Annotated in this window: 20 protein-coding genes; 12 read left to right on the top strand and 8 right to left on the bottom strand. The window is 50.6% G+C overall.

Going from position 1 to position 19,547, the window contains the following annotated elements:
• Positions 1-17: 17 nt before the first annotated feature.
• The 4 genes from G614_RS0111890 to G614_RS0111905 form a co-directional block, all read right to left on the bottom strand.
• Positions 18-1,076 (bottom strand): ABC transporter substrate-binding protein, encoded by a 1,059-nt coding sequence (locus tag G614_RS0111890; RefSeq protein WP_027642118.1) that lies wholly within the window; start codon positions 1,074-1,076, stop codon positions 18-20.
• Positions 1,077-1,155: 79 nt separating this feature from the next.
• The gene (locus tag G614_RS0111895; protein WP_027642119.1) at positions 1,156-2,196 is read right to left on the bottom strand and encodes an ABC transporter ATP-binding protein; all 1,041 of its coding nucleotides are present in this window, start codon (positions 2,194-2,196) and stop codon (positions 1,156-1,158) included.
• Positions 2,197-2,209: 13 nt separating this feature from the next.
• Positions 2,210-2,992, bottom strand: a complete 783-nt coding sequence (locus G614_RS0111900; RefSeq protein ID WP_027642120.1) for an ABC transporter permease — start codon at positions 2,990-2,992, stop codon at positions 2,210-2,212.
• On the bottom strand, positions 2,985-3,818 hold the full coding sequence (locus G614_RS0111905) for an ABC transporter permease (RefSeq protein ID WP_027642121.1): 834 nt from the start codon (positions 3,816-3,818) through the stop codon (positions 2,985-2,987). The genes G614_RS0111900 and G614_RS0111905 overlap by 8 nt, the downstream gene beginning before the upstream one ends.
• 228 nt (positions 3,819-4,046) lie before the next feature.
• Here G614_RS0111905 and G614_RS0111910 point away from each other — a divergent pair, with 228 nt between their 5' ends.
• A complete protein-coding gene (locus tag G614_RS0111910; protein ID WP_027642122.1) occupies positions 4,047-4,973 on the top strand; it encodes a LysR family transcriptional regulator in 927 nt (308 codons plus the stop codon).
• 305 nt (positions 4,974-5,278) lie between these two features.
• Here G614_RS0111910 and G614_RS31735 read toward each other — a convergent pair whose 3' ends face one another.
• Positions 5,279-5,623 carry a winged helix DNA-binding protein gene (locus tag G614_RS31735; RefSeq protein WP_162142751.1) on the bottom strand — a complete coding sequence of 115 codons (345 nt, stop codon included), beginning with the start codon at positions 5,621-5,623 and terminating at the stop codon, positions 5,279-5,281.
• Here G614_RS31735 and G614_RS27355 point away from each other — a divergent pair.
• The 4 genes from G614_RS27355 (at position 5,579) to G614_RS0111935 (ending at position 8,940) form a co-directional block, all read left to right on the top strand.
• On the top strand, positions 5,579-6,511 hold the full coding sequence (locus tag G614_RS27355; RefSeq protein WP_242828077.1) for an APC family permease: 933 nt from the start codon (positions 5,579-5,581) through the stop codon (positions 6,509-6,511). The two genes, G614_RS31735 and G614_RS27355, sit on opposite strands and share 45 nt — an antisense overlap.
• Positions 6,512-6,608: 97 nt before the next feature.
• A complete protein-coding gene (locus G614_RS0111925; RefSeq protein WP_027642123.1) occupies positions 6,609-7,553 on the top strand; it encodes a DMT family transporter in 945 nt (314 codons plus the stop codon).
• Between the two features lie 36 nt (positions 7,554-7,589).
• Positions 7,590-8,108 (top strand): peptidylprolyl isomerase, encoded by a 519-nt coding sequence (locus G614_RS0111930; protein WP_027642124.1) that lies wholly within the window; start codon positions 7,590-7,592, stop codon positions 8,106-8,108.
• Between the two features lie 82 nt (positions 8,109-8,190).
• Entirely contained in the window at positions 8,191-8,940 is a 750-nt protein-coding gene (locus G614_RS0111935; RefSeq protein ID WP_027642125.1) for a GNAT family N-acetyltransferase, read from the top strand.
• Here the strand turns inward: G614_RS0111935 and G614_RS0111940 are convergent.
• Positions 8,879-9,550 carry a hypothetical protein gene (locus G614_RS0111940; RefSeq protein WP_027642126.1) on the bottom strand — a complete coding sequence of 224 codons (672 nt, stop codon included), beginning with the start codon at positions 9,548-9,550 and terminating at the stop codon, positions 8,879-8,881. The genes G614_RS0111935 and G614_RS0111940 overlap by 62 nt on opposite strands.
• A 184-nt stretch (positions 9,551-9,734) precedes the next feature.
• Here G614_RS0111940 and G614_RS0111945 point away from each other — a divergent pair, with 184 nt between their 5' ends.
• The 4 genes from G614_RS0111945 to G614_RS0111960 all read left to right on the top strand — a co-directional run bounded on the left by G614_RS0111945 (position 9,735) and on the right by G614_RS0111960 (position 12,466).
• Positions 9,735-10,466, top strand: a complete 732-nt coding sequence (locus G614_RS0111945; protein ID WP_027642127.1) for a YesL family protein — start codon at positions 9,735-9,737, stop codon at positions 10,464-10,466.
• Positions 10,467-10,624: 158 nt separating this feature from the next.
• Complete coding sequence (ispE, locus tag G614_RS0111950) at positions 10,625-11,533, top strand: 4-(cytidine 5'-diphospho)-2-C-methyl-D-erythritol kinase (RefSeq protein ID WP_027642128.1); 909 nt, start codon at positions 10,625-10,627, stop codon at positions 11,531-11,533.
• A 22-nt stretch (positions 11,534-11,555) separates the two neighbouring features.
• The gene (locus tag G614_RS0111955; protein ID WP_027642129.1) at positions 11,556-12,263 is read left to right on the top strand and encodes a GntR family transcriptional regulator; all 708 of its coding nucleotides are present in this window, start codon (positions 11,556-11,558) and stop codon (positions 12,261-12,263) included.
• Entirely contained in the window at positions 12,263-12,466 is a 204-nt protein-coding gene (locus tag G614_RS0111960; RefSeq protein ID WP_027642130.1) for a hypothetical protein, read from the top strand. Before G614_RS0111955 ends, G614_RS0111960 begins: the two co-directional genes overlap by 1 nt.
• Positions 12,467-12,470: 4 nt before the next feature.
• Here the strand turns inward: G614_RS0111960 and spoIIR are convergent, their stop codons facing one another.
• Complete coding sequence (spoIIR, locus tag G614_RS0111965) at positions 12,471-13,124, bottom strand: stage II sporulation protein R (RefSeq protein WP_027642131.1); 654 nt, start codon at positions 13,122-13,124, stop codon at positions 12,471-12,473.
• Between the two features lie 120 nt (positions 13,125-13,244).
• Between spoIIR and G614_RS0111970 the strand changes: the two genes are divergently transcribed.
• Both G614_RS0111970 and G614_RS0111975 read left to right on the top strand, forming a co-directional pair.
• A complete protein-coding gene (locus G614_RS0111970; RefSeq protein ID WP_027642132.1) occupies positions 13,245-14,306 on the top strand; it encodes a D-alanine--D-alanine ligase family protein in 1,062 nt (353 codons plus the stop codon).
• 17 nt (positions 14,307-14,323) lie between these two features.
• Complete coding sequence (locus G614_RS0111975) at positions 14,324-14,749, top strand: DUF1934 domain-containing protein (protein ID WP_002568234.1); 426 nt, start codon at positions 14,324-14,326, stop codon at positions 14,747-14,749.
• A gap of 123 nt (positions 14,750-14,872) precedes the next feature.
• Here G614_RS0111975 and G614_RS0111980 read toward each other — a convergent pair whose 3' ends face one another.
• Positions 14,873-15,334, bottom strand: coding sequence for a hypothetical protein (locus G614_RS0111980; RefSeq protein WP_027642133.1), 462 nt, complete (start codon positions 15,332-15,334; stop codon positions 14,873-14,875).
• 325 nt (positions 15,335-15,659) lie between these two features.
• On the opposite strand from G614_RS0111980, the gene G614_RS0111985 reads away from it, so the two are divergent.
• Positions 15,660-19,544, top strand: coding sequence for a DNA-directed RNA polymerase subunit beta (locus tag G614_RS0111985; RefSeq protein ID WP_027642134.1), 3,885 nt, complete (start codon positions 15,660-15,662; stop codon positions 19,542-19,544).
• Positions 19,545-19,547: the final 3 nt, after the last annotated feature.

Below are 19,547 nucleotides of genomic sequence, written 5' to 3' on the forward strand. Positions count from 1 at the left end.
TCTTATTCATTTTCTGATTAATTATTAATGATACGGTTCCACTGGTCAATCCAGCTGTTTAACTGCGGGTTCACAAAGGAGTAATCCAGCACCTTTGCATTGGCGGCCTTGTCGCCGTATGTCATGTTCTTAGACTCTTGGTCCGTGAATTCAACCTTTTTGTTGGTGGGCGCCTCGTTCAGGGCCCTGCCTGTCTTGGTCTGAAGCTCAGGGCTTAAACGGTAGTTGAGATATTCGTAGGCCAGATCCTTATTCTTACAGTTCTTGGTAATGCTGATGGTATTAAAGTTGGCATATGTGATGTCCGGTGTCACATAAACAAGATCCGGGTTGGCTGCCTGGATGGTAGGAACACCAAAATCACCCACAACAGCAACCGCCACTTCACCGGAAGTAAACATGTTAATCAGGTCGGCGGACTTGGCGTATGTCTTAACCAGGTTCGGCTTTAACTCCTCAAGGGCCTTAAATGCAGCCTCAGCGTTGTCGCTCTTAATGTCCACGCCTGCATGGTCGCTTGCCATATATACCATGGCCGGCCCAAAGGTAGTGGTAATCTCCGGAAGGGATACCATGCCTTCCAGTCTGGCATCCCACAGGTCGTCAAAGCCCTTAATCTCAAAATCAACTGCATCCGGATTGTACATGATACCGATGCTGTTAATGGTGTAAGCCACGCCCTGTCCTGCATCCGCCATGGTTTTTGCAGCCGTAATCATATCGGCCGCATTCTCAATCTTACTTAAATCAATATCCTCGAACAGCCCTTCCTCAATCCCCTTTGCAGTCATGGCCTGGGACAGTTCAATCACATCGATGCTGGATTCACTGTCCGCAGCCAGCTTGGTATAACGGTCATTGGTGCCCCCTGTCTCTGTGACGATTTCACAGTTGAATTTCTGCTCAAAGGGAGCGTAAACTTCCTCAGCGGAAATATCCTCGCTCAGCCCATAGGTGGAAAGCACCAGCTTCTGCTTTCCGTTCGAATCCGCCTTGGAGTCTCCTGTGGCTGCGCCGCCCCCGCAGGCGGTCAGTGTCAATGCTGCGCAAAGTGCCATTGCAATTGTCTTTTTCATAAAAATCTCCTCTTTCTTCCCTTCATAGGGGTTTTATTCATATAACATCCGTCCATATACCTGACCGGCGCTGCATTCCTTATCTGCGGACCAGGACCAGCTTATCCTTTGGCAGATACAGCCTGATTACCTCACCTTCCTTAAACAAATGGGACGTATCCATATTGACCTTCAGCACCCCGGCAGCCGTATTCACTTCATACTGATAACTCTTTCCCAGGAAGGTGCGCACACCCACTGTCCCTGTAAGGACATTTTCCTGCTGCCCCTGCTCTGCCAGCCGTATATCGTCCGGCCGGATGGTGCCTGCAAATGCCTCCTCTGCGCAGTCCATCTCCGCCTCAAACCGGCTGCCGTCCGGCGCCCGGTAGGCATGTGCGCCGTCCCGTTCCATCTCAAGAAAATTCTCAAACCCGATGAACCTTGCCACGAACTCGGTTGCCGGCCTTCTGTAAATATTCTCAGGCGTGTCAAACTGCTCTATCACGCCGTTGTTCATGACAGCCACCTTATCGGATATGGAAAAACATTCCTCCTGGTCATGGGTGACGAACAGGGTTGTGATACCCAGCTTTTTCTGAAGGCGTTTGATTTCCACCCTCATGCCAAGCCGCAGCTTTGCGTCCAGGTTGCTTAAGGGTTCATCCAACAGCAGGAGCTTTGGCTCAATCACAAGGGCCCTGGCCAGGGCCACCCTCTGTCTCTGGCCGCCTGACATCTGCTTTGGAAATCTCTGTGCAAATTCAGCCAGTCCGCAGACCTCCAGAATATCCTTTACCTTTTTATCAATGGTTTCCCTGTCCATTTTCCTGGTGCGCAGTCCAAAGGCCACATTATCATACACGCTCAGATGCGGAAACAGGGCATAACTCTGGAATACCAGGCCAAAATTCCTCTTGTGCACAGCCACCCTGGTCATGTCTTCCCCGTCCAGGGTAAAGGAGCCGCCCTGAGGGTCAATGAAACCCGCCACCACCCTGAGGGTCGTGGACTTGCCGCAGCCGCTTGGCCCCAGAAGGGATACCAGCTCCCCCTTTTCCACTTTAAGGTCAAGACCTTTTAAAATCTGCTTCTTTTTATCGTAGCTGACATCAATCTGATTAAGGGTCATAAATGCCATTTTCATCCTCCTCCTATTTAGCCAGGGCTGCAATGCCCAGTGTCCTGTCAATCACTACCATGATGATTACGGTTGCTGCCATAAGAAGCACGGATACGGCAGAAACAGTAGGGTCATAATTATATTCAATATAGTTCATGAGGGTGGAAGGGAAGGTGCTGACTCCCGGCCCTGACAGGAACATGGATACAGGTATGTTATTAAAGGAGTTGATAAATGCAAGCATGAAGGCGGATGAGATTCCCGACGTCACATTGGGAAGCACCACCTTGAAAAATGCCGCCTGTTTGGGACATCCCAGACTCCAGGCAGCTTCCTCAATGGAGAAATCAAACTGTTCCATGGAAGATCCCACCACACGGATCACATAAGGAAGCGTTACCATGAAATGTCCGGCCAGAAGGCTTACAAATACCGGAATCCTCAGTGTAAGGATTAAAAACTGATACAGTATAAAACCAATCACGATTCCCGGCACAATGGTGGGCGAGAGGAAAATGGACTTAAGCATCTGTTTTCCCTTTACCTTGGAGCGGGCCAGTGCATAAGCTGCCGGGATACCCACCAGCAGCGCGATAAGGGTTGCCAAAAGCGCCACCTCCAGGCTTGTGAGGAAGGAACGGCGGAAGGATTTCAGTGCAAACACATTGGCAAACCATTTAAAGGAAAATGATTCAATGGGAAAGGTGATGGCGCTGCCGCCGCCAAAAGCCGTAATGGTAATGATGACAAGCGGAATCACCAGAAATGCAAATACCAGGACTGCATATGCAGTGAGCAGTTTATTCTTACGCATAATTCCCTCCCCTCCGGTCCAGCCGTAAAGCCAGGGCATTAAAGCCCTTTATCACACCCAGTGTCAGTATGATCATAATGAACGCAATCACAGACGCCCCGGTCCAGTCTCCCACGGACATGGCCCTCTGGTAAATCAGGGTAGCCATCACCATGTTGCTGTTGCCTCCCAGAAGCTGGGGCGTGGTGTAAGCTGTCAGCGTCCCTGTGAATACCAGGATGCCGCCCACAATGATTCCCGGAAGGCTCATGGGGAAGATGACCTTCATGAATGCCTCCATCCTGGCAGCGCCCAGGCTTTGTGCTGCTTCCATCATATCGTCGTCAATATTTTCCATGACGCCTGTAACCGTCACAATCATCAGCGGCAGGAACAGATAGATGGAACCAATGATGATTGCAAAGTCCGTGTACAAAAGCTTGGCAGGTTTATCCACAAAACCAGCTGTCAGAAGAAACTTATTCACAATTCCATTGCTTCCCAGTATGTTTATCCACGCAAAGCTCCTGATTACAGAGTTGGTCATCATTGGAAAGATGGATAACGCCAGCAGCAGTCCCCTGTACTTTTTAGGACAGCGGCTGATAAAATATGCCGTAGGGATACCGCCCGCCATGCAGAAAGCAGTGGTAATCACGGCAATCTTAACCGTCCGCAGGAATATTTTCATATAATACCCGTCCCGAAAAAAATCCGTGTAAAAACTGAACGGATAATTTCCGGAGAAAATACTTGGCGCCAATACCCGCAGTAAAGGGATGGCAAGGCACACCAGCAGGATGACAAGGCCGGGTACCAGCATAATTAATGCACTGCTCTTTTTCATGATTTTCGCGCTCCATGCTGAATCGCAACAGTTCAGTCCGGACTGTTACGTTGAATCAATAGATTTATTAAGGTTACTTATTTTAGGCTTTACGTTTATTATAAAAAGTAATATAATATACGTCAAATATATAAATTCTATATTTTTTATGCAGTAAAGCTATATTCACCTGTTTTTTTACAAATCATTTCCGTATATTTACAGAAATGCCCTGTCAGGAGGTTTTTTATGGAACTAAAAGAAGCACGCTATATTCTGGCCATTGCCAGGCAAGGAAGCATTGGTAAGGCCGCCGAATCCCTGTTCATTTCCCAGCCCTCCTTAAGCAAGTATCTTAAGAACCTGGAAAACCAGCTGGGCGGGCCGCTTTTTTACCGCAGGGACAACTGCTACACCCCAACCTATATGGGTGAACGATATCTTCACTATGCGGAGCAGATTGCTGCTTACGGGGAGCAGTGGGACCGGGAGTACGAGGACATCAGCCACAGGAAATACGGACGCCTCAATATCGCCATCCCCATCATGATGGGAAGCACCATCATCCAGCCCACCCTGATGGAATTCCACAGCCGCTACCCCCATGTGACCATCAATGTGATGGAAGCCGTTAACTTCATAGCCGAGACAAGCTTAAAAGACAATTCCATTGACCTCACCTTTTATAATGTCCATGTATTCCCCAAATTATTGGACTATGAGGTCATGCAAAGGGAAGAAATTGTATTGATTTTATCTGAAGGACATCCTCTGGCCTCCAAGTCAGTGGATAAACCGGGTTTTAAGCATCCCTGGGTTGATTTAAGCCTGTTTTCAAGGGAGAACTTCATCCTACTCTATCCGGACCAGAACACGGGCGGCATTGCCCTTAAACTGTTTAAGGATTACGATATGGATCCGCCTGTGCTCCTGCACACACGCAACAGCGAGATGTCCATCAAACTGGCCATGGAAGGGCTTGGGATTGCATTTGCGCCGGAAAGCTACTATCATATGGCCGCATCCCATGGCAGCCAACCGTCCCTCTGCCTGTCCATAGGAAAAAGTCCCATTGTCACAACAACCATTGCGGCCTATCCAAAGGGGCGGTATCTGCCGCAGCATGCACGGGATTATATGGAGATCATACGGGAATATTGCGCGCGGAAGCTGTAGACTATAGGCGAATAGGGTTTTATAAGATATAATGGAATTGCTGTTGACTCTATCCAGCGGGATGGGGGGTGGGGGTAATGCAATACATACTATCTTTCTTCACCGGTTATTCTACCCCAAAAGAAAAGGAACCCCCGGAGAGCGGCAACTCTCCGGGGGTTCCTTATGTGACATAATGCACATACTATCATCTTTTCCACTTCCATGATAAATCGGCCGCCTGGTTTTGCCAAGGTCATTCCACCAAAACGATAGGTAAAATGAATCCCCTTCTTCCCACCGCCGTCCTATCCGCGCCTTCATATTCATCCTTTCAACAACATGGTATAATAACCCAGAACTTTATAAAAGGCTGTCAGTTCCTCCTCCGTACAATACTGCGTGAAGAAGTCCAGTGTATTCTTTAAGTTCCTGGCATCATACATCTTATGGGCCAGACTGAGTTCTACCCCCTTACTGGTAGGATACAGATGGACATTCTTATTATTATTGCCTTCCTTTTTCTTTATGAGATAACCATTCTCGTCCAGGTTCTTAATCACCTGGGATATGGACCCCTTGGTCCTGACCCATTCTTCTGCCAGTTCCGTAACACCCTTGTGATGATGGTCAATATAATCGGTGTTAAAAACGCATCCATTGTCCAGCATGTACTCGTTGTATGCCTTATGATTGCCCTGGCCGTATTTACCGCATTTGGTATATTCCGCGTAGACTTTAAGGCCTATGTACAGCCACAGGGATTCCTTACGGACGGCCCCTTAGGTTTCTGCAGCGCGGCGGCCATCCTGACCTTTGCCTGCGGAGGCGCACAGAATATCATCAATTTCTCTGCCGAGGCAAAGGATCCCACTAAGGACATGCCATTTGTCATCATACTCTCAACTGTTGTCGTGGCCGTCTTCTATGCATTCATGGCAGTGGTTGCTACCGGCGTGCTCCCCATTGATGTGGTACAGGGACAGCCCCTTTCATTGGTCGCTGCCGAGATACTTCCGGGACCGCTCTATGTGTTCTTCCTGATTGGGGGCGCCATGTTCGCTCTTATGACCACCCTTAACGCCCAGATGGGCTGGTGCACAAAGCCATTGCTTCAGGGCTGTGTGGACGGATGGCTGCCGAAAAAGTTCGGCGCAATCAACAGCCGGTTTAAAACACCTCACAACCTTATCCTGTTCTTCTACCTGGTTGGACTGCTGCCATTAATTTTCGGCTTTAACATGAACACCATCTCAGGCACCGCTGTCTTTGCATCCAATATCATGGACGTTCTGCTGGCTATTTTCGTGTTCCGTCTGCCCCAGGTCATTCCCACGGAGTGGAACCGCTCACGCTGGCACGCTTCCACCCGCGTGCTTTGGTTCTGGACCATTGCGGGTACTTTGGCAAGTATCTTCGGGGCATACATGAGTCTTCGTACCATGACCTGGCCCAAGATGGCTGTCAATCTCTGTGTGTGCGTGGCTGCCCTCCTGTTCGGGTATTTCCGTGAGAAGAGCGGCAGGGTAGATATGGAAGTGAGCTACGAAGCCCAGTAATACCCCAAAGACATACAAGGCAAATGGAGCATAACTCAGATGAGATTATGCTCCATTCCTATGGTAAAATCATAAACAAACGAATTGAGGAATAAACGTGCTATATACTTTAACCGCTATCCTGTCAGGGGCTTTCATTGCTTCACAAAGCAGCTGCAACGGCCTGTTATTCCCAGCATTGGGAATCATAGGCGTGGGCTTCATAAGCCAGTCACTGAATGCCCTTACCATCTTCCTGTACCAGCTTCTGGCAAAAGGTAAATTCCCCTCCTTTAAGGGGATTCCGTCCTATGCCACCTTAGGCGGCATCACCGGCGTCTTTGTTATCGGATTTACCGGATTATGCGTCAACATACTGGGCACCGCGGTCACGGTCTGCCTTTCAGTCGCAGGACAGCTTATTATGTCTGCAGTCACTGACCATTACGGATGGCTTGGTGCAAAAAAGGTCCCTTTTAACCGGCTGCGGCTTTTGGGGTTTGCACTTATCATTGCCGGTATAGTTGTCATCAACAGCGCCGGGCTGGCAGATATACGGCTGACAGGCAGCTATCTGGCCCTGACCGTATTACTGCTGCTGGCCGTTATCCTGGGGTGTTTCACCGTAATCACACGCATGCTCAGTTTTCTGGCCTGCCAATATGCAGGACTGCTTAATGGCTCTCTTGCCAATGTGGCTGTGGGAGGTGCCGCTTCATTTATCCTTTACTTTGCCATATCCGGCTTCCGCCTGAATCTGGCTGCTTTTACCATGTCCAATCCGGCCGGATACCTGACCGGCCCCCTGGGCGCACTTGCCTGTGTACTTAACACGGTTGTATATGATAAGCTGAAGATATTTAAGGCAACCATCCTTATCATCATCGGACAGATTGGAACCGGTATCCTTACCGACCTGTTCCTGATGGGCAGCCTGCCCCCGGGCAAGCTTACCGGAATTGCTGTGGTATGTATGGGAATTGCCGTGGATAAACGCCTCACCCGTCAAGAGAGACGGATAAAGATAAGCCGTGCTGGACAAAGCCGGCGGAATTTGCTATAGTGGATAAAGATTCTAATTGAAAAAGGAGAAAGACAAATGGCAAATCCTATAGTTACCATAACCATGGAAAATGGAGATGTAATGAAAGCAGAGTTATACCCTGATACAGCTCCTAATACAGTGAATAATTTTATCAGCCTTGTAAAAAAGGGATATTATGACGGACTGATTTTCCACAGGGTCATAAGCGGCTTCATGATTCAGGGCGGCTGCCCTGAGGGCACAGGCATGGGCGGCCCGGGCTACTCCATCAAGGGAGAATTCGCACAGAACGGCGTTAAGAACGACCTGGTACACACAGAGGGCGTACTTTCCATGGCAAGAGCCATGCACCCCAATTCAGGCGGTTCCCAGTTCTTTATCATGCATAAGGCATCACCGCACCTGGACGGCTCATATGCAGCCTTTGGAAAGGTGACAGAGGGCATGGATGTGGTGAATAAAATCGCGGATGTCCAGACTGATTACAGTGACCGTCCCCTGCAGGAGCAGAAGATTAAGTCCATGACAGTGGAAACCTTCGGGGTGGACTATCCGGAACCGGAGAAGTGCTGACAGGAATTGTCATTCACGGTATCCGGCAGCAAAGCAGAGGCCATACGTCAGCGAAACAGCAATATGACAATGAGGCGGTAATATGGTAACAGAGCGCAGCATCTGTTTAGATGGAAAGACCTGCACAGCAGTCATATCAGACGAACCTGAGGCCCTTCTGGCGGCGAAAGCTGCCGGGAGGGCCGTTGTTGGCGTTGAGTGTGAGGGGGCGGGTATCTGGGATATGAAGGGAATTCCCTATGTGATTCCGGATATTGAGGATGCCACGGATGAGCTGCTGGAGCTGGTAATACGCCGCCATCTGGGGCTTCCGTGGACTATATGCAGGACGTCCAGGCTGCTCATACGGGAGCTGACCGCGGATTATGCCTGTTATATTCCGGAGGAGGAGTACGGACCTCAGGAGGCCATATTCCGTTCAAGGGAGACGCTGGAACTGTACTGCAGGAACCAGTACGGCTTTTTTGAGTATGGTACATGGGCCCTGGTACGCAGGGAAGACCAGGTTCTGGTGGGGCTGGCGGGAGTGTCCAATCCCAAGCTTGCAAGGGAGATGGAGGAATGTCTGTACTCCCTGGGACAGTCCGTTCCCTGGCTGGAATTGGGGTACCATATCTTCCTGCCTTACCGGCAGCGGGGATACTGCGAGGAAGCTGTGTCAGCCATTGCCGGTTACAGCCATGAGGTGCTGGGGGTTCGGCTCTGCGCTCTGATTCACAGAGAAAACCAGGCCTCCCGCAAGGTGGCGGAAGGCCTGGGAATGACGTGTCTTATGGAAACAGATACTCAATCATCTGAAGGGCAGCTTCTTTATGGGGAGTGCCCTGTATGATGGCCAGGTAAGGGGGAGCCATGACGATGCCTGTCTTTTCTTTGAAGGCGGTATTCTCCAGGGACAGGGCAACAGGCGTAAGGTTTCCCTCACCGTCCTTTGCCTGGTAGATATGGTCCTTCACCCGCGCATAGAGCTTTGGGGAAAGTAATTCCTCCAGGTTCTGATATGCGGATATGGTCTCGTAGTGGTCGATGGCGGACTGGTCTCCGATGACCACGTCCAGGCTTTTGCTGGCTACCAGGGCGGAAATTTTGGCCAGGGTGGCATATCCGTACTGGGAGGTGGATTCCTCATCAAAATCCACCATCAGGCCCTCGTTTATTTCAATCAGGTCCTTTTTGCCGCATCCCAGATATTCCCGCAGATCTGATTCCAGCTGAGCGCTGGAGCCGGCGCCTCCGGAGCGGTCGTTGATAATGGCCACGGACAGGCGGGTGGTAAAGGTCTGGCGGTATATCATGGTGCCTATGGTGCTTAAGACCCCGATGGTAAGAATCACAGCCAGGAGGTGGAACTTATAATACTCCCACACATACCAGGCCCGGTCCTTCCAGGACATGTTTTTCAGTTTCTGCCGTTCGTTTTCTGCTTCTTCTCTGATGGACATAGCTTATGCATTCCTTCCGTTTCTCTCTGCTGTATTTGCACGGACAGGCCGTTTCATGTAAGTATACCACATCCGGCCTTAAGGAGAATATAAAAATTTCATGAAACCAGAGCAGCCCTTTGCATTTTCCGCTTAATATGATAGAATATCACCAGGTGTATTTACAGAAAGAAGAGGAATACTTATGTTGCAGGGTATATTTAATTACGATAATCCGGTGTGGCGGTTCATAGGAAAGCTGGGAGACTTAATCATACTGAACATTTTGTGGATTGTCTGTTCCATCCCTGTGTTTACAGCCGGTGCCTCCGCCACAGCCGTCTATTATGTGACCTTAAAACTGGTGCGGGATGAGGATGATTCCGCCATACGGTCTTTTTTTCGGTCTTTTAAGAGCAACTTCAAGCAGGCAACGGCCATCTGGCTTATCCTTCTGGCGGCAGGAATCGTGCTGGGCTTTGATTTCTGGTTCTTTGTGTCAGGGCAGATGCCTTTAAACGGCGCGGCCAAGACAGCCATGACGGCGGTCTCTGGCGGATTGCTTCTGATTTACCTGTTTATCATTACCTATGTGTTCCCGCTCCAGGCCAGGTTTTATAATCCGGTTAAGAGGACCATGTTCAATGCATTCTTTATGTCCGTGCGCCATTTGTTCCAGACAATCGGGATTCTGGCCACTGATTTGGGAATCGTGGCAGCCACATATTTCGGACTGTTTTATTTCCCGCAGTTTGCCATGCTGTTATTCCTGTTTGGGATGCCTCTCATTGCCTTTGTGAACTCATACTTCTTCACTGCCATTTTCAGGAAGTACATGCCTAAGGAGGAAGAGCAGAATCGCACGGATGCCACTCCTTTGCTGGGAGAAGAGGATGAGGAGATGAAGGAAGCAATTCGGAATCTGAAGGGGAAATAATCTGATTATTACCATTATTAAAACCGGCCGGAAAATTTCTGCCGGTTTTCTGCATTTTTCTGCAATTTCCACTTGCAAATAAAGTGAAAGTATTGTATACAATATAATGTATTATAAAAACAGAGATACGAACAATGTACATAGAGAGGGAGTCCTGGATGATAAGACACTTACGCTTAAAAGCATATGGAAAGATTAACCTGGCTCTGGATGTGCTGGGGCGGAGGGACGACGGCTACCACGAGGTGCGGATGATCATGCAGACCGTGGGGCTTCATGACCGGATTGACCTGTACGCCACCCAGGAGCCGGGCATCAAGATAGAGACCAACCTGTTTTATCTGCCGGATAATGAGCAGAACCTTGCCCATAAAGCGGCCAGACTGCTGATGGAGGAGTTCGGCATTCGCCAGGGCCTGTCCATCCATCTGCGCAAGTTCATTCCCGTGTCAGCCGGCATGGCCGGCGGAAGTACGGACGCTGCCTCCGTTCTCTTTGGAGTCAATAAAATGTTTGACCTGGGCCTGTCCGTCGGGGAACTGATGGAGAGGGGTGTGACCCTGGGAGCGGATATCCCTTACTGCCTTATGCGGGGAACCGCCCTGTCCGAGGGGATTGGCGAGAAGCTGTCGCCCCTGCCTCCCATGCCCCAGTGCCAGGTGCTCATAGCCAAGCCGGGTATCAGCGTGTCCACCAAGGTGGTATACGAGAGTCTGGACGCCATGAAGCTTGCGCCTTCGGACCATCCAGACATAGACGGCATGATAGACGCCATCCGCAGCCAGAATCTGCGGGAGGTGGCAGGCAGGTTTGGGAACGTGTTAGAGCTGGTCACCGGAGAGAAGTATCCGGCCATTTCAGGGATTGAACAGGTCATGCGTGACTATGGGGCTTTGGGGGCAATGATGAGCGGAAGCGGTCCGACGGTATTCGGGCTTTTTGCCAATCCAAGGGCGGCCCAGGCTGCCTACGAGGACCTGCGGTTCGGCAGGGCGTCGGAGCTGGCAAAACAGGTGTACCTGACCAATTTCTTTAATGTGAAAAGGAATGGACAGGACAGAGTATAATGCAGGAAAGGGACATTTTTAAATGGAAAATAATTTTAAGGTTAATATGAACGAGTATCTTCCGCTTCGGGACGTGGTGTTCAACACCCTGCGTCAGGCTATACTGAAGGGGGAGCTGGCTCCGGGGGAAAGGCTGATGGAAATTCAGCTGGCTGAAAAATTAGGCGTCAGCAGGACTCCGATCAGGGAAGCCATCCGCAAGCTGGAGCTGGAGGGCCTGGTGCTTATGATTCCCAGAAAGGGCGCTGAGGTGGCCAAGATATCAGAGAAGAGCCTGCGGGATGTGCTGGAGGTGCGCCGCTCCCTGGAAGAACTGGCCATTGAGCTGGCCTGCCAGCGGATGTCGGAGGACGACATGGCTGAGCTGGAGCGGGTGCAGGGTAACTTTAAAAACGCCATTGACCGGGGTGAGGCCATGAGCATTGCCCAGTCAGATGAGCAGTATCACGACGTTATCTACCAGGGAACCCGCAACGATAAGCTGGTGCAGATGCTGGGCAACCTGCGTGAGCAGATGTACCGCTACCGCCTGGAATATATCAAGGACGAGGACAAAAGGCAGGTGCTTCTGGTTGAGCACGAGCACATTCTGAACGCCCTTAAGAACCGCAACATAGCCGAGGCTAAGAAGGCGGCCAGGGAACATATCGACAACCAGGAGATCACGGTTTCACGCAACATCAAGGAACAGGAGCAGGAGCCGGCCATACCGGCGCGGGTGAGGAAATGATGGAGGAAGGAACCTTTAAGGAGCGGTATCTGTCAGGGGAGATTCCCTTTGAGGAGATTTACCGGTATGTAAGCCGTTGGAATAACAGCGACGACCCCCGCACTCTGGCCCAGTATCTGGGACTGAATGCGGAGGAAGAGGATGTGTGGATTGACGTGAGCGACGAGGCGCTTCAGGACATGCTGGACAGCCGGAAGAAATAGAATCTCAGCCCTTTTTATGAAATAAATCCATGAGCCGGAACCGTACGCGGACCTCCGGCTTTTGCTGGGGCTGTTTTGTCCTGTCCAGGGGGGATAACAGGGCATCGTAGTCATCTTCCGCCAAAAGAGACGACAGGGTTTTTTTGGAGGAATCAGGCACCACTGCGTGGATGGCGTCGGTGTAGCAGAGGGAGGGATAGAGCACGCACCACCAGTTGTGGCCTTTTCCGCTTCCAATGGTGATGCGGACCGCGTCATAGGTGCCGCAGGGAAATACCATGTCCCCGTAAGCCTTGGTGGGAAAGTAATCCCTTGTTAATTCCAGCTTTACGGGATAGGAGACCCCCTGGTCTGCCAGCCAGTCCTGGGCCATGGTTTCGATGCTGGTCTTGTTGCCTTCTATCCACTGTTCAAGCTGTTCCTTGTCCGTATCCTCAGGTACCTGGCTGTGGATGTAGTCCAGGACCAGCCCCTTTACCCCCAGCTTCAGATTCTGGTCCCTGGCGCTGTCGCTTTCCGCCAGGACGTGAAACCGGAGGATTTCAGGGGCAATGCGGGATGCCAGGGCTTCCTCGCCGGTGGTGCGGGATGCCATGAGAATGAGGAATGCAGTAAAAAAACAAAGTGCGGATATGCACAGGCTTATTTTGTATTTCATATGATTTAAGACCTCCTTGGCCGTTGATGCAGTTTTAATTTCTGTTTGTAATTATTGCCACATATGTTATACTATAAACGTAGAACAATCACTAAAATAAGTGAGTTTAAGGAGACTAGCATGGGTAAACTTCAGGCGGCAGTCATATTTGGCGGCCAGTCATCAGAACATATTGTGTCCTGCATGTCGGCTGTCAATGTCATTGAGCATATAGACAGGACGCGATACGATGTATTACTTGTAGGAATTACAGAAGATGGACACTGGATTAAGGCAGAATCAACGGAAGATGTAAAAAACGGTACCTGGAGGGACGGGACAGTATCAGCCCTCCTGCTGCCGGACGCAACGAAGAAGTGCATCCTCCTCATGGACGGAAATTCGGTCCGCGAGGTCAGGGTGGATGTGGTGTTCCCGGTTCTTCACGGGCTGTACGGGGAGGACGGTACCATCCAGGGCCTTTTGGAACTGGCTAAGATTCCCTATGTGGGCTGCGGTGTCCTTTCTTCCGCAGTGTCTATGGATAAACTGTACACCAAGATTATCGTGGATGATCTGGGAGTGCGCCAGGCAGCATACGAGGCAGTGTACAGGGAACAGCTTGCGCATATGGAATCGGTGGTGGAACGGGTGGAAAGGCATTTTTCATATCCCGTATTTATTAAGCCGTCCAATGCAGGCTCCTCCAGGGGCGTGACAAAGGCGGAGGACCGTCAGGCCCTGGAAGCAGGACTATTAGAGGCGGCCCGGCATGACCGTAAGATGCTGGTAGAGGAAACCATCATAGGCAGGGAGATCGAGTGCGCTGTATTCGGAGGCGGACTTAAGGAGGTGGCAGCATCCGGCGTAGGAGAGATACTGTCCGCGGCAGAGTTCTATGACTTTGAGGCCAAGTATTACAACGAAGAATCCAGGACAGTGACGGATCCGGAACTGCCGGCAGGGGCGGCAGAGAGAGTACGCCAGGCCGCTATGGACATATTCCGTGCAGTGGACGGCTATGGACTGGCCAGAGTGGATTTCTTTGTGAAGGATGACGGAGAAGTGGTCTTCAACGAGATTAATACCATGCCAGGTTTTACCGCCATCAGTATGTACCCCATGCTGTGGGAAGCCAGAGGGATTACTAAGGACCAGCTGGTGGATATGCTGATGGCCCATGGGATGGAACGATACACTTAAGGGAAAGAGGAAGGAATATGACAAAAGACGTGCTGATTACAATCAGTGGCATCCAGATGATAGACGAAGAGGACTCCGATGTGGAGATGATAGTAAGGGGAGATTATTATCAGAAGAATGGAAAGCATTACATCCTCTACGAAGAGATGATGGAAGGCTTTACAGGTAAAGTCAAGAACGTAATCAAGATATCCCCTTCCGGAATGGACATAATTAAAAAGGGAATCGCCAACACCCACATGCAGTTTGAGAAGAACAAGAAGAATCTTTCATGCTACACCACTCCCCTGGGCGATATGGTGGTAGGCATACAGGCCAACCGGATTAAAATTAATGAAGAGCCGGACAGTCTGTTGGTGAATGTGGATTATTCCCTGGATATCAATTATGAACATCTGTCCGATTGCAGCATCCGCCTGGATGTCCAGTCCTGCCCGCAGTGACAGGGTACAGGGTACCAATACACAGCGTGACGACGTGGAATGAAACGATAAGAGCAGTAAAAGAAACTGCAGAAGGATATTGTAAAAGGATATAAAAAGAAGCGGCGTGACTGCCGCTTCTTTTTATTTCTTATCTTTCTTATCCTTTTTAAATCTGGCGAAGAATCCCTTCTTCTTTGGCGGAGTCGGAATCGCGCCGCCTCTCACGCTTTTGATCTCAGTGATGTAGATACCGCTGATGACAACCTTGGCCTCGGTCTTCACCGGCAGGGAGTCAAATACGCGTCCGTCTGCAATGAGGGTCATGATCTTGGGACCAATCTTGGCTTTGACCACAGGGACCTTTGCCCAGCGCATATACCTGGGCGTCTGGTCAGTCACTGCTTTGGGAAGCCCGGCCTGGGTAATCTTCATCTTTTTCTTGTCAATGACAAGAATGGATGCGGTCTGGGCGGCTGCATCTAACAACTGCTGCTGTTCTACCTGGCGCTTCTGGAGCTTGTTTCCCAGAAAGTAGAGAACAACCAGGGCAACAAGAGCAATGACCAGAATGACAATCAGTACATTTAAAATAGTCTGAGCCATGGGGTTTACCTCCAACCTATGTAATTATAGTACCATTCCCCCCGTTAAACAATCTACAACCCCAGGGGACATTCTATAATAGTATATCATTTTAGACGGTAAATTGCAAGCAAAAATCCTTGACACCTTGACAGGTCTGTGTTATTATGGAGTGTGCACTATTGTGGCGACGTGGGCTTTTTGCGCCCTCACGTACGGTTTTACGTTGTATGGCGCCCAATTACAGAGAACGACAGTGATATTTTGCTGCATCTGGCGTCCGGTTCGGCGTCAGATTGAGATGGAAATATTGCGAACCAAATTAGAAAACAGGGGTGAAACGTCAATGGAGAAAAGCAGAATACGTCCGGTACCGGCCGGGAAAAGCGTAAGAATGAGCTATTCAAGACAGAAAGAAGTTCTTGAAATGCCTAACTTGATTGAGATTCAAAAAGACTCCTACCAGTGGTTCTTAAAAGAAGGACTGAAGGAGGCATTTGATGATATCTCTCCCATAGCGGACTTTGCAGGCCATTTGAGTCTGGAATTCGTTGACTTTACATTGTGTAAGGATGATATAAAGTATACCATCGAAGAGTGTAAAGAACGGGACGCAACTTACGCTGCACCACTTAAGGTAAAGGTAAGACTGTACAATAAAGATAAAGATGAAATGAATGAACACGAGATTTTCATGGGCGACCTGCCCCTGATGACAGATACCGGTTCTTTTGTGATTAACGGTGCTGAGCGTGTTATTGTCAGCCAGCTGGTACGTTCCCCTGGTATCTACTACGGTATTGGCCATGATAAAGTGGGTAAGGAACTGTATACCTGTACTGTCATTCCCAACCGTGGCGCATGGCTGGAGTACGAGACAGACTCCAATGACGTATTCTATGTACGTGTAGACAGGACCCGTAAGGTGCCTGTGACTGTATTGATTCGTGCCCTGGGATTCGGAACCAATGCGGAAATCCTGGAACTCTTCGGCGAGGAGCCAAAGCTCTTGGCCAGCTTCGGAAAGGACACCTCCGATAATTACCAGGATGGCCTTCTGGAATTATATAAGAAGATTCGTCCCGGCGAGCCGTTATCTGTTGACAGTGCAGAAAGTCTCCTTAACAGCATGTTCTTTGACCCCAGAAGATATGACCTTGCAAAAGTCGGCAGATACAAATTTAATAAGAAACTGTCCTTTAAGTACCGTCTTAACGGACAGGTACTGGCAGAGGACGTGGTGGACACCGCCACAGGCGAGATTCTGGCAGAGGCAGGCACCAAGCTTGACAAGGAATCTGCCATGAAGATTCAGAACGCGGCAGTTCCCTATGTATGGGTGGACGGTCCTGACAGGAAGCAGAAGGTCCTTTCCAACATGATGGTGGAGCTTTCCGCCCATGTGCCCTTTAATCCGGAGGAAGTGGGCGTTACGGAGTTAGTATATTACCCGGCCCTGGCTTCTATCCTGGAAGAAGCTGGCACCGATGAGGAGTCTCTTAAGGAGGCTGTCCGCAGGAATATCCACGACCTGATTCCAAAGCACATTACAAAGGAAGATATCCTTGCTTCCATTAACTATAATATGCATCTGGAGGAGCAGGTGGGCAACGCAGATGACATCGATCATCTGGGCAACCGCCGTATCCGCGCCGTAGGCGAACTCCTTCAGAACCAGTACCGCATCGGTCTGTCACGTATGGAGCGTGTGGTAAGGGAACGTATGACCACCCAGGATATGGATGGCATCACGCCCCAGTCTTTAATCAACATCAAGCCCGTGACTGCGGCTGTGAAGGAGTTCTTCGGAAGTTCCCAGCTGTCCCAGTTCATGGACCAGAATAACCCGCTGGCAGAGCTGACCCATAAGCGCCGTCTCTCCGCCCTGGGGCCTGGCGGTCTGTCCAGGGACCGTGCCGGATTCGAGGTGCGGGATGTACACTACACCCACTATGGACGTATGTGCCCCATCGAGACGCCTGAAGGTCCTAACATCGGTCTGATCAACTCCCTGGCAACCTATGCGAGGGTAAACCAGTATGGTTTTATCGAGGCTCCCTACCGCGTGGTGGATAAGACCACGGATCCGGCGAACCCAAGGGTAACGGATGAGGTAGTGTACCTGACCGCTGACGAGGAAGATAACTTCGTTGTGGCACAGGCAAATGAGGCCCTGGATGAGGAAGGCCACTTCATACACAACAACGTATCCGGACGTTTCCGTACAGAGACATCCGAGTTCCAGAAAAAGACCATTGACCTGATGGACGTATCTCCTAAGATGGTATTCTCCGTTGCTACGGCCATGATTCCTTTCCTGGAGAACGACGATGCCAACCGCGCCCTGATGGGTTCCAACATGCAGCGTCAGGCAGTGCCCCTTCTGACCACAGAAGCCCCTGCCGTGGGTACGGGTATCGAGGCCAAGGCAGCTGTTGACTCCGGCGTGTGTGTGGTAGCTAAGAATGCAGGCGTGGTAGAGCGCTCTGCTTCTAATGAAATCATCATCCGCAGGGACAGCGACGGCAACCGCGATGTGTACCATCTGACCAAATTTAAGAGAAGCAACCAGAGCAACTGTTACAACCAGAAGCCTATCGTATATAAGAATGACCACGTGGAAGCCGGCGAGGTAATCGCAGACGGCCCATCCACCTCCAACGGTGAGATTGCCCTTGGAAAGAATCCGCTTATCGGATTCATGACATGGGAAGGCTACAACTACGAGGATGCGGTCCTGTTATCCGAGCGTCTGGTTCAGGAAGATGTCTATACCTCTGTCCATATTGAGGAGTATGAGGCAGAAGCCCGCGACACCAAGCTGGGACCGGAAGAGATCACCCGCGATGTGCCGGGCGTGGGCGAGGATGCCCTGAAAGACCTGGATGAGCGCGGCATCATCCGCATCGGTGCGGAGGTCCGTGCAGGAGATATCCTGGTAGGTAAGGTAACGCCTAAGGGCGAGACCGAGCTGACCGCGGAGGAGCGCCTGCTGCGCGCCATCTTCGGCGAGAAGGCCAGGGAAGTCCGCGATACCTCCCTTAAGGTGCCTCACGGCGCATACGGCATTATCGTGGATGCAAAGGTATTTACCAGGGAGAACGGAGACGAGCTGTCACCAGGCGTGAACCAGACAGTCCGCATCTACATTGCCCAGAAACGTAAGATTTCCGTGGGTGATAAGATGGCAGGACGTCACGGCAACAAGGGTGTTGTTTCCCGCGTGCTTCCTGTTGAGGATATGCCTTTCCTGCCAAACGGTCGCCCTCTTGACATCGTGCTTAACCCTCTGGGCGTGCCTTCGCGTATGAACATCGGACAGGTGTTGGAGATTCACTTAAGCCTTGCAGCCAAGGCCCTGGGCTTCAACGTATCCACCCCTATTTTCGACGGCGCAAACGAGAATGACATCATGGATACCCTGGAAGTGGCCAACGATTATGTGAACACATCCTGGGAAGAATTTAAGGCTAAATATGAAGACCTGCTGAAGCCATCTGTAATCGACTACCTTGGCGCTCACTTAGAGCACAGGGAGCTTTGGAAGGGCGTGCCCATCAGCCGTGACGGTAAGGTTCGCCTGAGAGACGGACGTACCGGCGAGTACTTTGACGGCGCTGTTACCATCGGGCACATGCACTACCTGAAGCTGCACCATCTGGTTGATGATAAGATCCATGCACGTTCAACCGGCCCATACTCCCTGGTTACACAGCAGCCTCTGGGCGGTAAGGCTCAGTTCGGCGGACAGCGTTTTGGAGAGATGGAGGTTTGGGCACTGGAGGCATATGGCGCTTCCTATACCCTGCAGGAAATCATGACCGTTAAGTCCGACGACGTTGTGGGCCGTGTGAAGACCTATGAAGCCATCATCAAGGGAGAGAATATCCCTGAGCCGGGTATACCGGAGTCCTTTAAGGTGCTCCTTAAGGAGATGCAGTCCCTTGGCCTGGATGTACAGGTACTGAGGGATGACGGCACCGAGGTCGAGATGAATGAGAACATCGATTACGGCGATACAGAGCTGCGCGCCATGTTAGAGGGCGAGCACCGCTTTGAGGATAAGGAATCCTATGCACAGTTTGGCTATCAGGAACAGGAATTCAATGATAGCGAGCTGGTAGCTGTGGAAGAGGAAGAAGAAGTAATCGCCGATGATTACACCGAAGAGGCTGATGACGAGGATGATTTATTCCTGGCTGAAGCTGCTGACGGTGAAGACGAAGAATAGAAG

It is taken from the genome of [Clostridium] clostridioforme AGR2157, assembly GCF_000424325.1.
GTDB lineage: Bacteria > Bacillota > Clostridia > Lachnospirales > Lachnospiraceae > Enterocloster > Enterocloster clostridioformis_A.

Bases quoted from the DNA above. Each gene is read 5' to 3' on its own strand.
- G614_RS0111930 (WP_027642124.1), top strand. From the start codon at position 7,590: ATGGCAAATCCTATAGTTACCATAACCATGGAAAATGGAGATGTAATG.
- G614_RS27355 (WP_242828077.1), top strand. From the start codon at position 5,579: ATGGTCAATATAATCGGTGTTAAAAACGCATCCATTGTCCAGCATGTA.
- G614_RS0111945 (WP_027642127.1), top strand. From the start codon at position 9,735: ATGTTGCAGGGTATATTTAATTACGATAATCCGGTGTGGCGGTTCATA.
- G614_RS0111975 (WP_002568234.1), top strand. From the start codon at position 14,324: ATGACAAAAGACGTGCTGATTACAATCAGTGGCATCCAGATGATAGAC.
- G614_RS0111935 (WP_027642125.1), top strand. From the start codon at position 8,191: ATGGTAACAGAGCGCAGCATCTGTTTAGATGGAAAGACCTGCACAGCA.
- G614_RS31735 (WP_162142751.1), bottom strand. From the start codon at position 5,623: ATGCTGGACAATGGATGCGTTTTTAACACCGATTATATTGACCATCAT.
- ispE (WP_027642128.1), top strand. From the start codon at position 10,625: ATGATAAGACACTTACGCTTAAAAGCATATGGAAAGATTAACCTGGCT.
- G614_RS0111895 (WP_027642119.1), bottom strand. From the start codon at position 2,196: ATGGCATTTATGACCCTTAATCAGATTGATGTCAGCTACGATAAAAAG.
- G614_RS0111955 (WP_027642129.1), top strand. From the start codon at position 11,556: ATGGAAAATAATTTTAAGGTTAATATGAACGAGTATCTTCCGCTTCGG.
- G614_RS0111985 (WP_027642134.1), top strand. From the start codon at position 15,660: ATGGAGAAAAGCAGAATACGTCCGGTACCGGCCGGGAAAAGCGTAAGA.
- G614_RS0111980 (WP_027642133.1), bottom strand. From the start codon at position 15,334: ATGGCTCAGACTATTTTAAATGTACTGATTGTCATTCTGGTCATTGCT.
- G614_RS0111970 (WP_027642132.1), top strand. From the start codon at position 13,245: ATGGGTAAACTTCAGGCGGCAGTCATATTTGGCGGCCAGTCATCAGAA.
- G614_RS0111960 (WP_027642130.1), top strand. From the start codon at position 12,263: ATGGAGGAAGGAACCTTTAAGGAGCGGTATCTGTCAGGGGAGATTCCC.
- G614_RS0111900 (WP_027642120.1), bottom strand. From the start codon at position 2,992: ATGCGTAAGAATAAACTGCTCACTGCATATGCAGTCCTGGTATTTGCA.
- G614_RS0111910 (WP_027642122.1), top strand. From the start codon at position 4,047: ATGGAACTAAAAGAAGCACGCTATATTCTGGCCATTGCCAGGCAAGGA.
- G614_RS0111940 (WP_027642126.1), bottom strand. From the start codon at position 9,550: ATGTCCATCAGAGAAGAAGCAGAAAACGAACGGCAGAAACTGAAAAAC.
- G614_RS0111905 (WP_027642121.1), bottom strand. From the start codon at position 3,818: ATGAAAAAGAGCAGTGCATTAATTATGCTGGTACCCGGCCTTGTCATC.
- G614_RS0111890 (WP_027642118.1), bottom strand. From the start codon at position 1,076: ATGAAAAAGACAATTGCAATGGCACTTTGCGCAGCATTGACACTGACC.
- spoIIR (WP_027642131.1), bottom strand. From the start codon at position 13,124: ATGAAATACAAAATAAGCCTGTGCATATCCGCACTTTGTTTTTTTACT.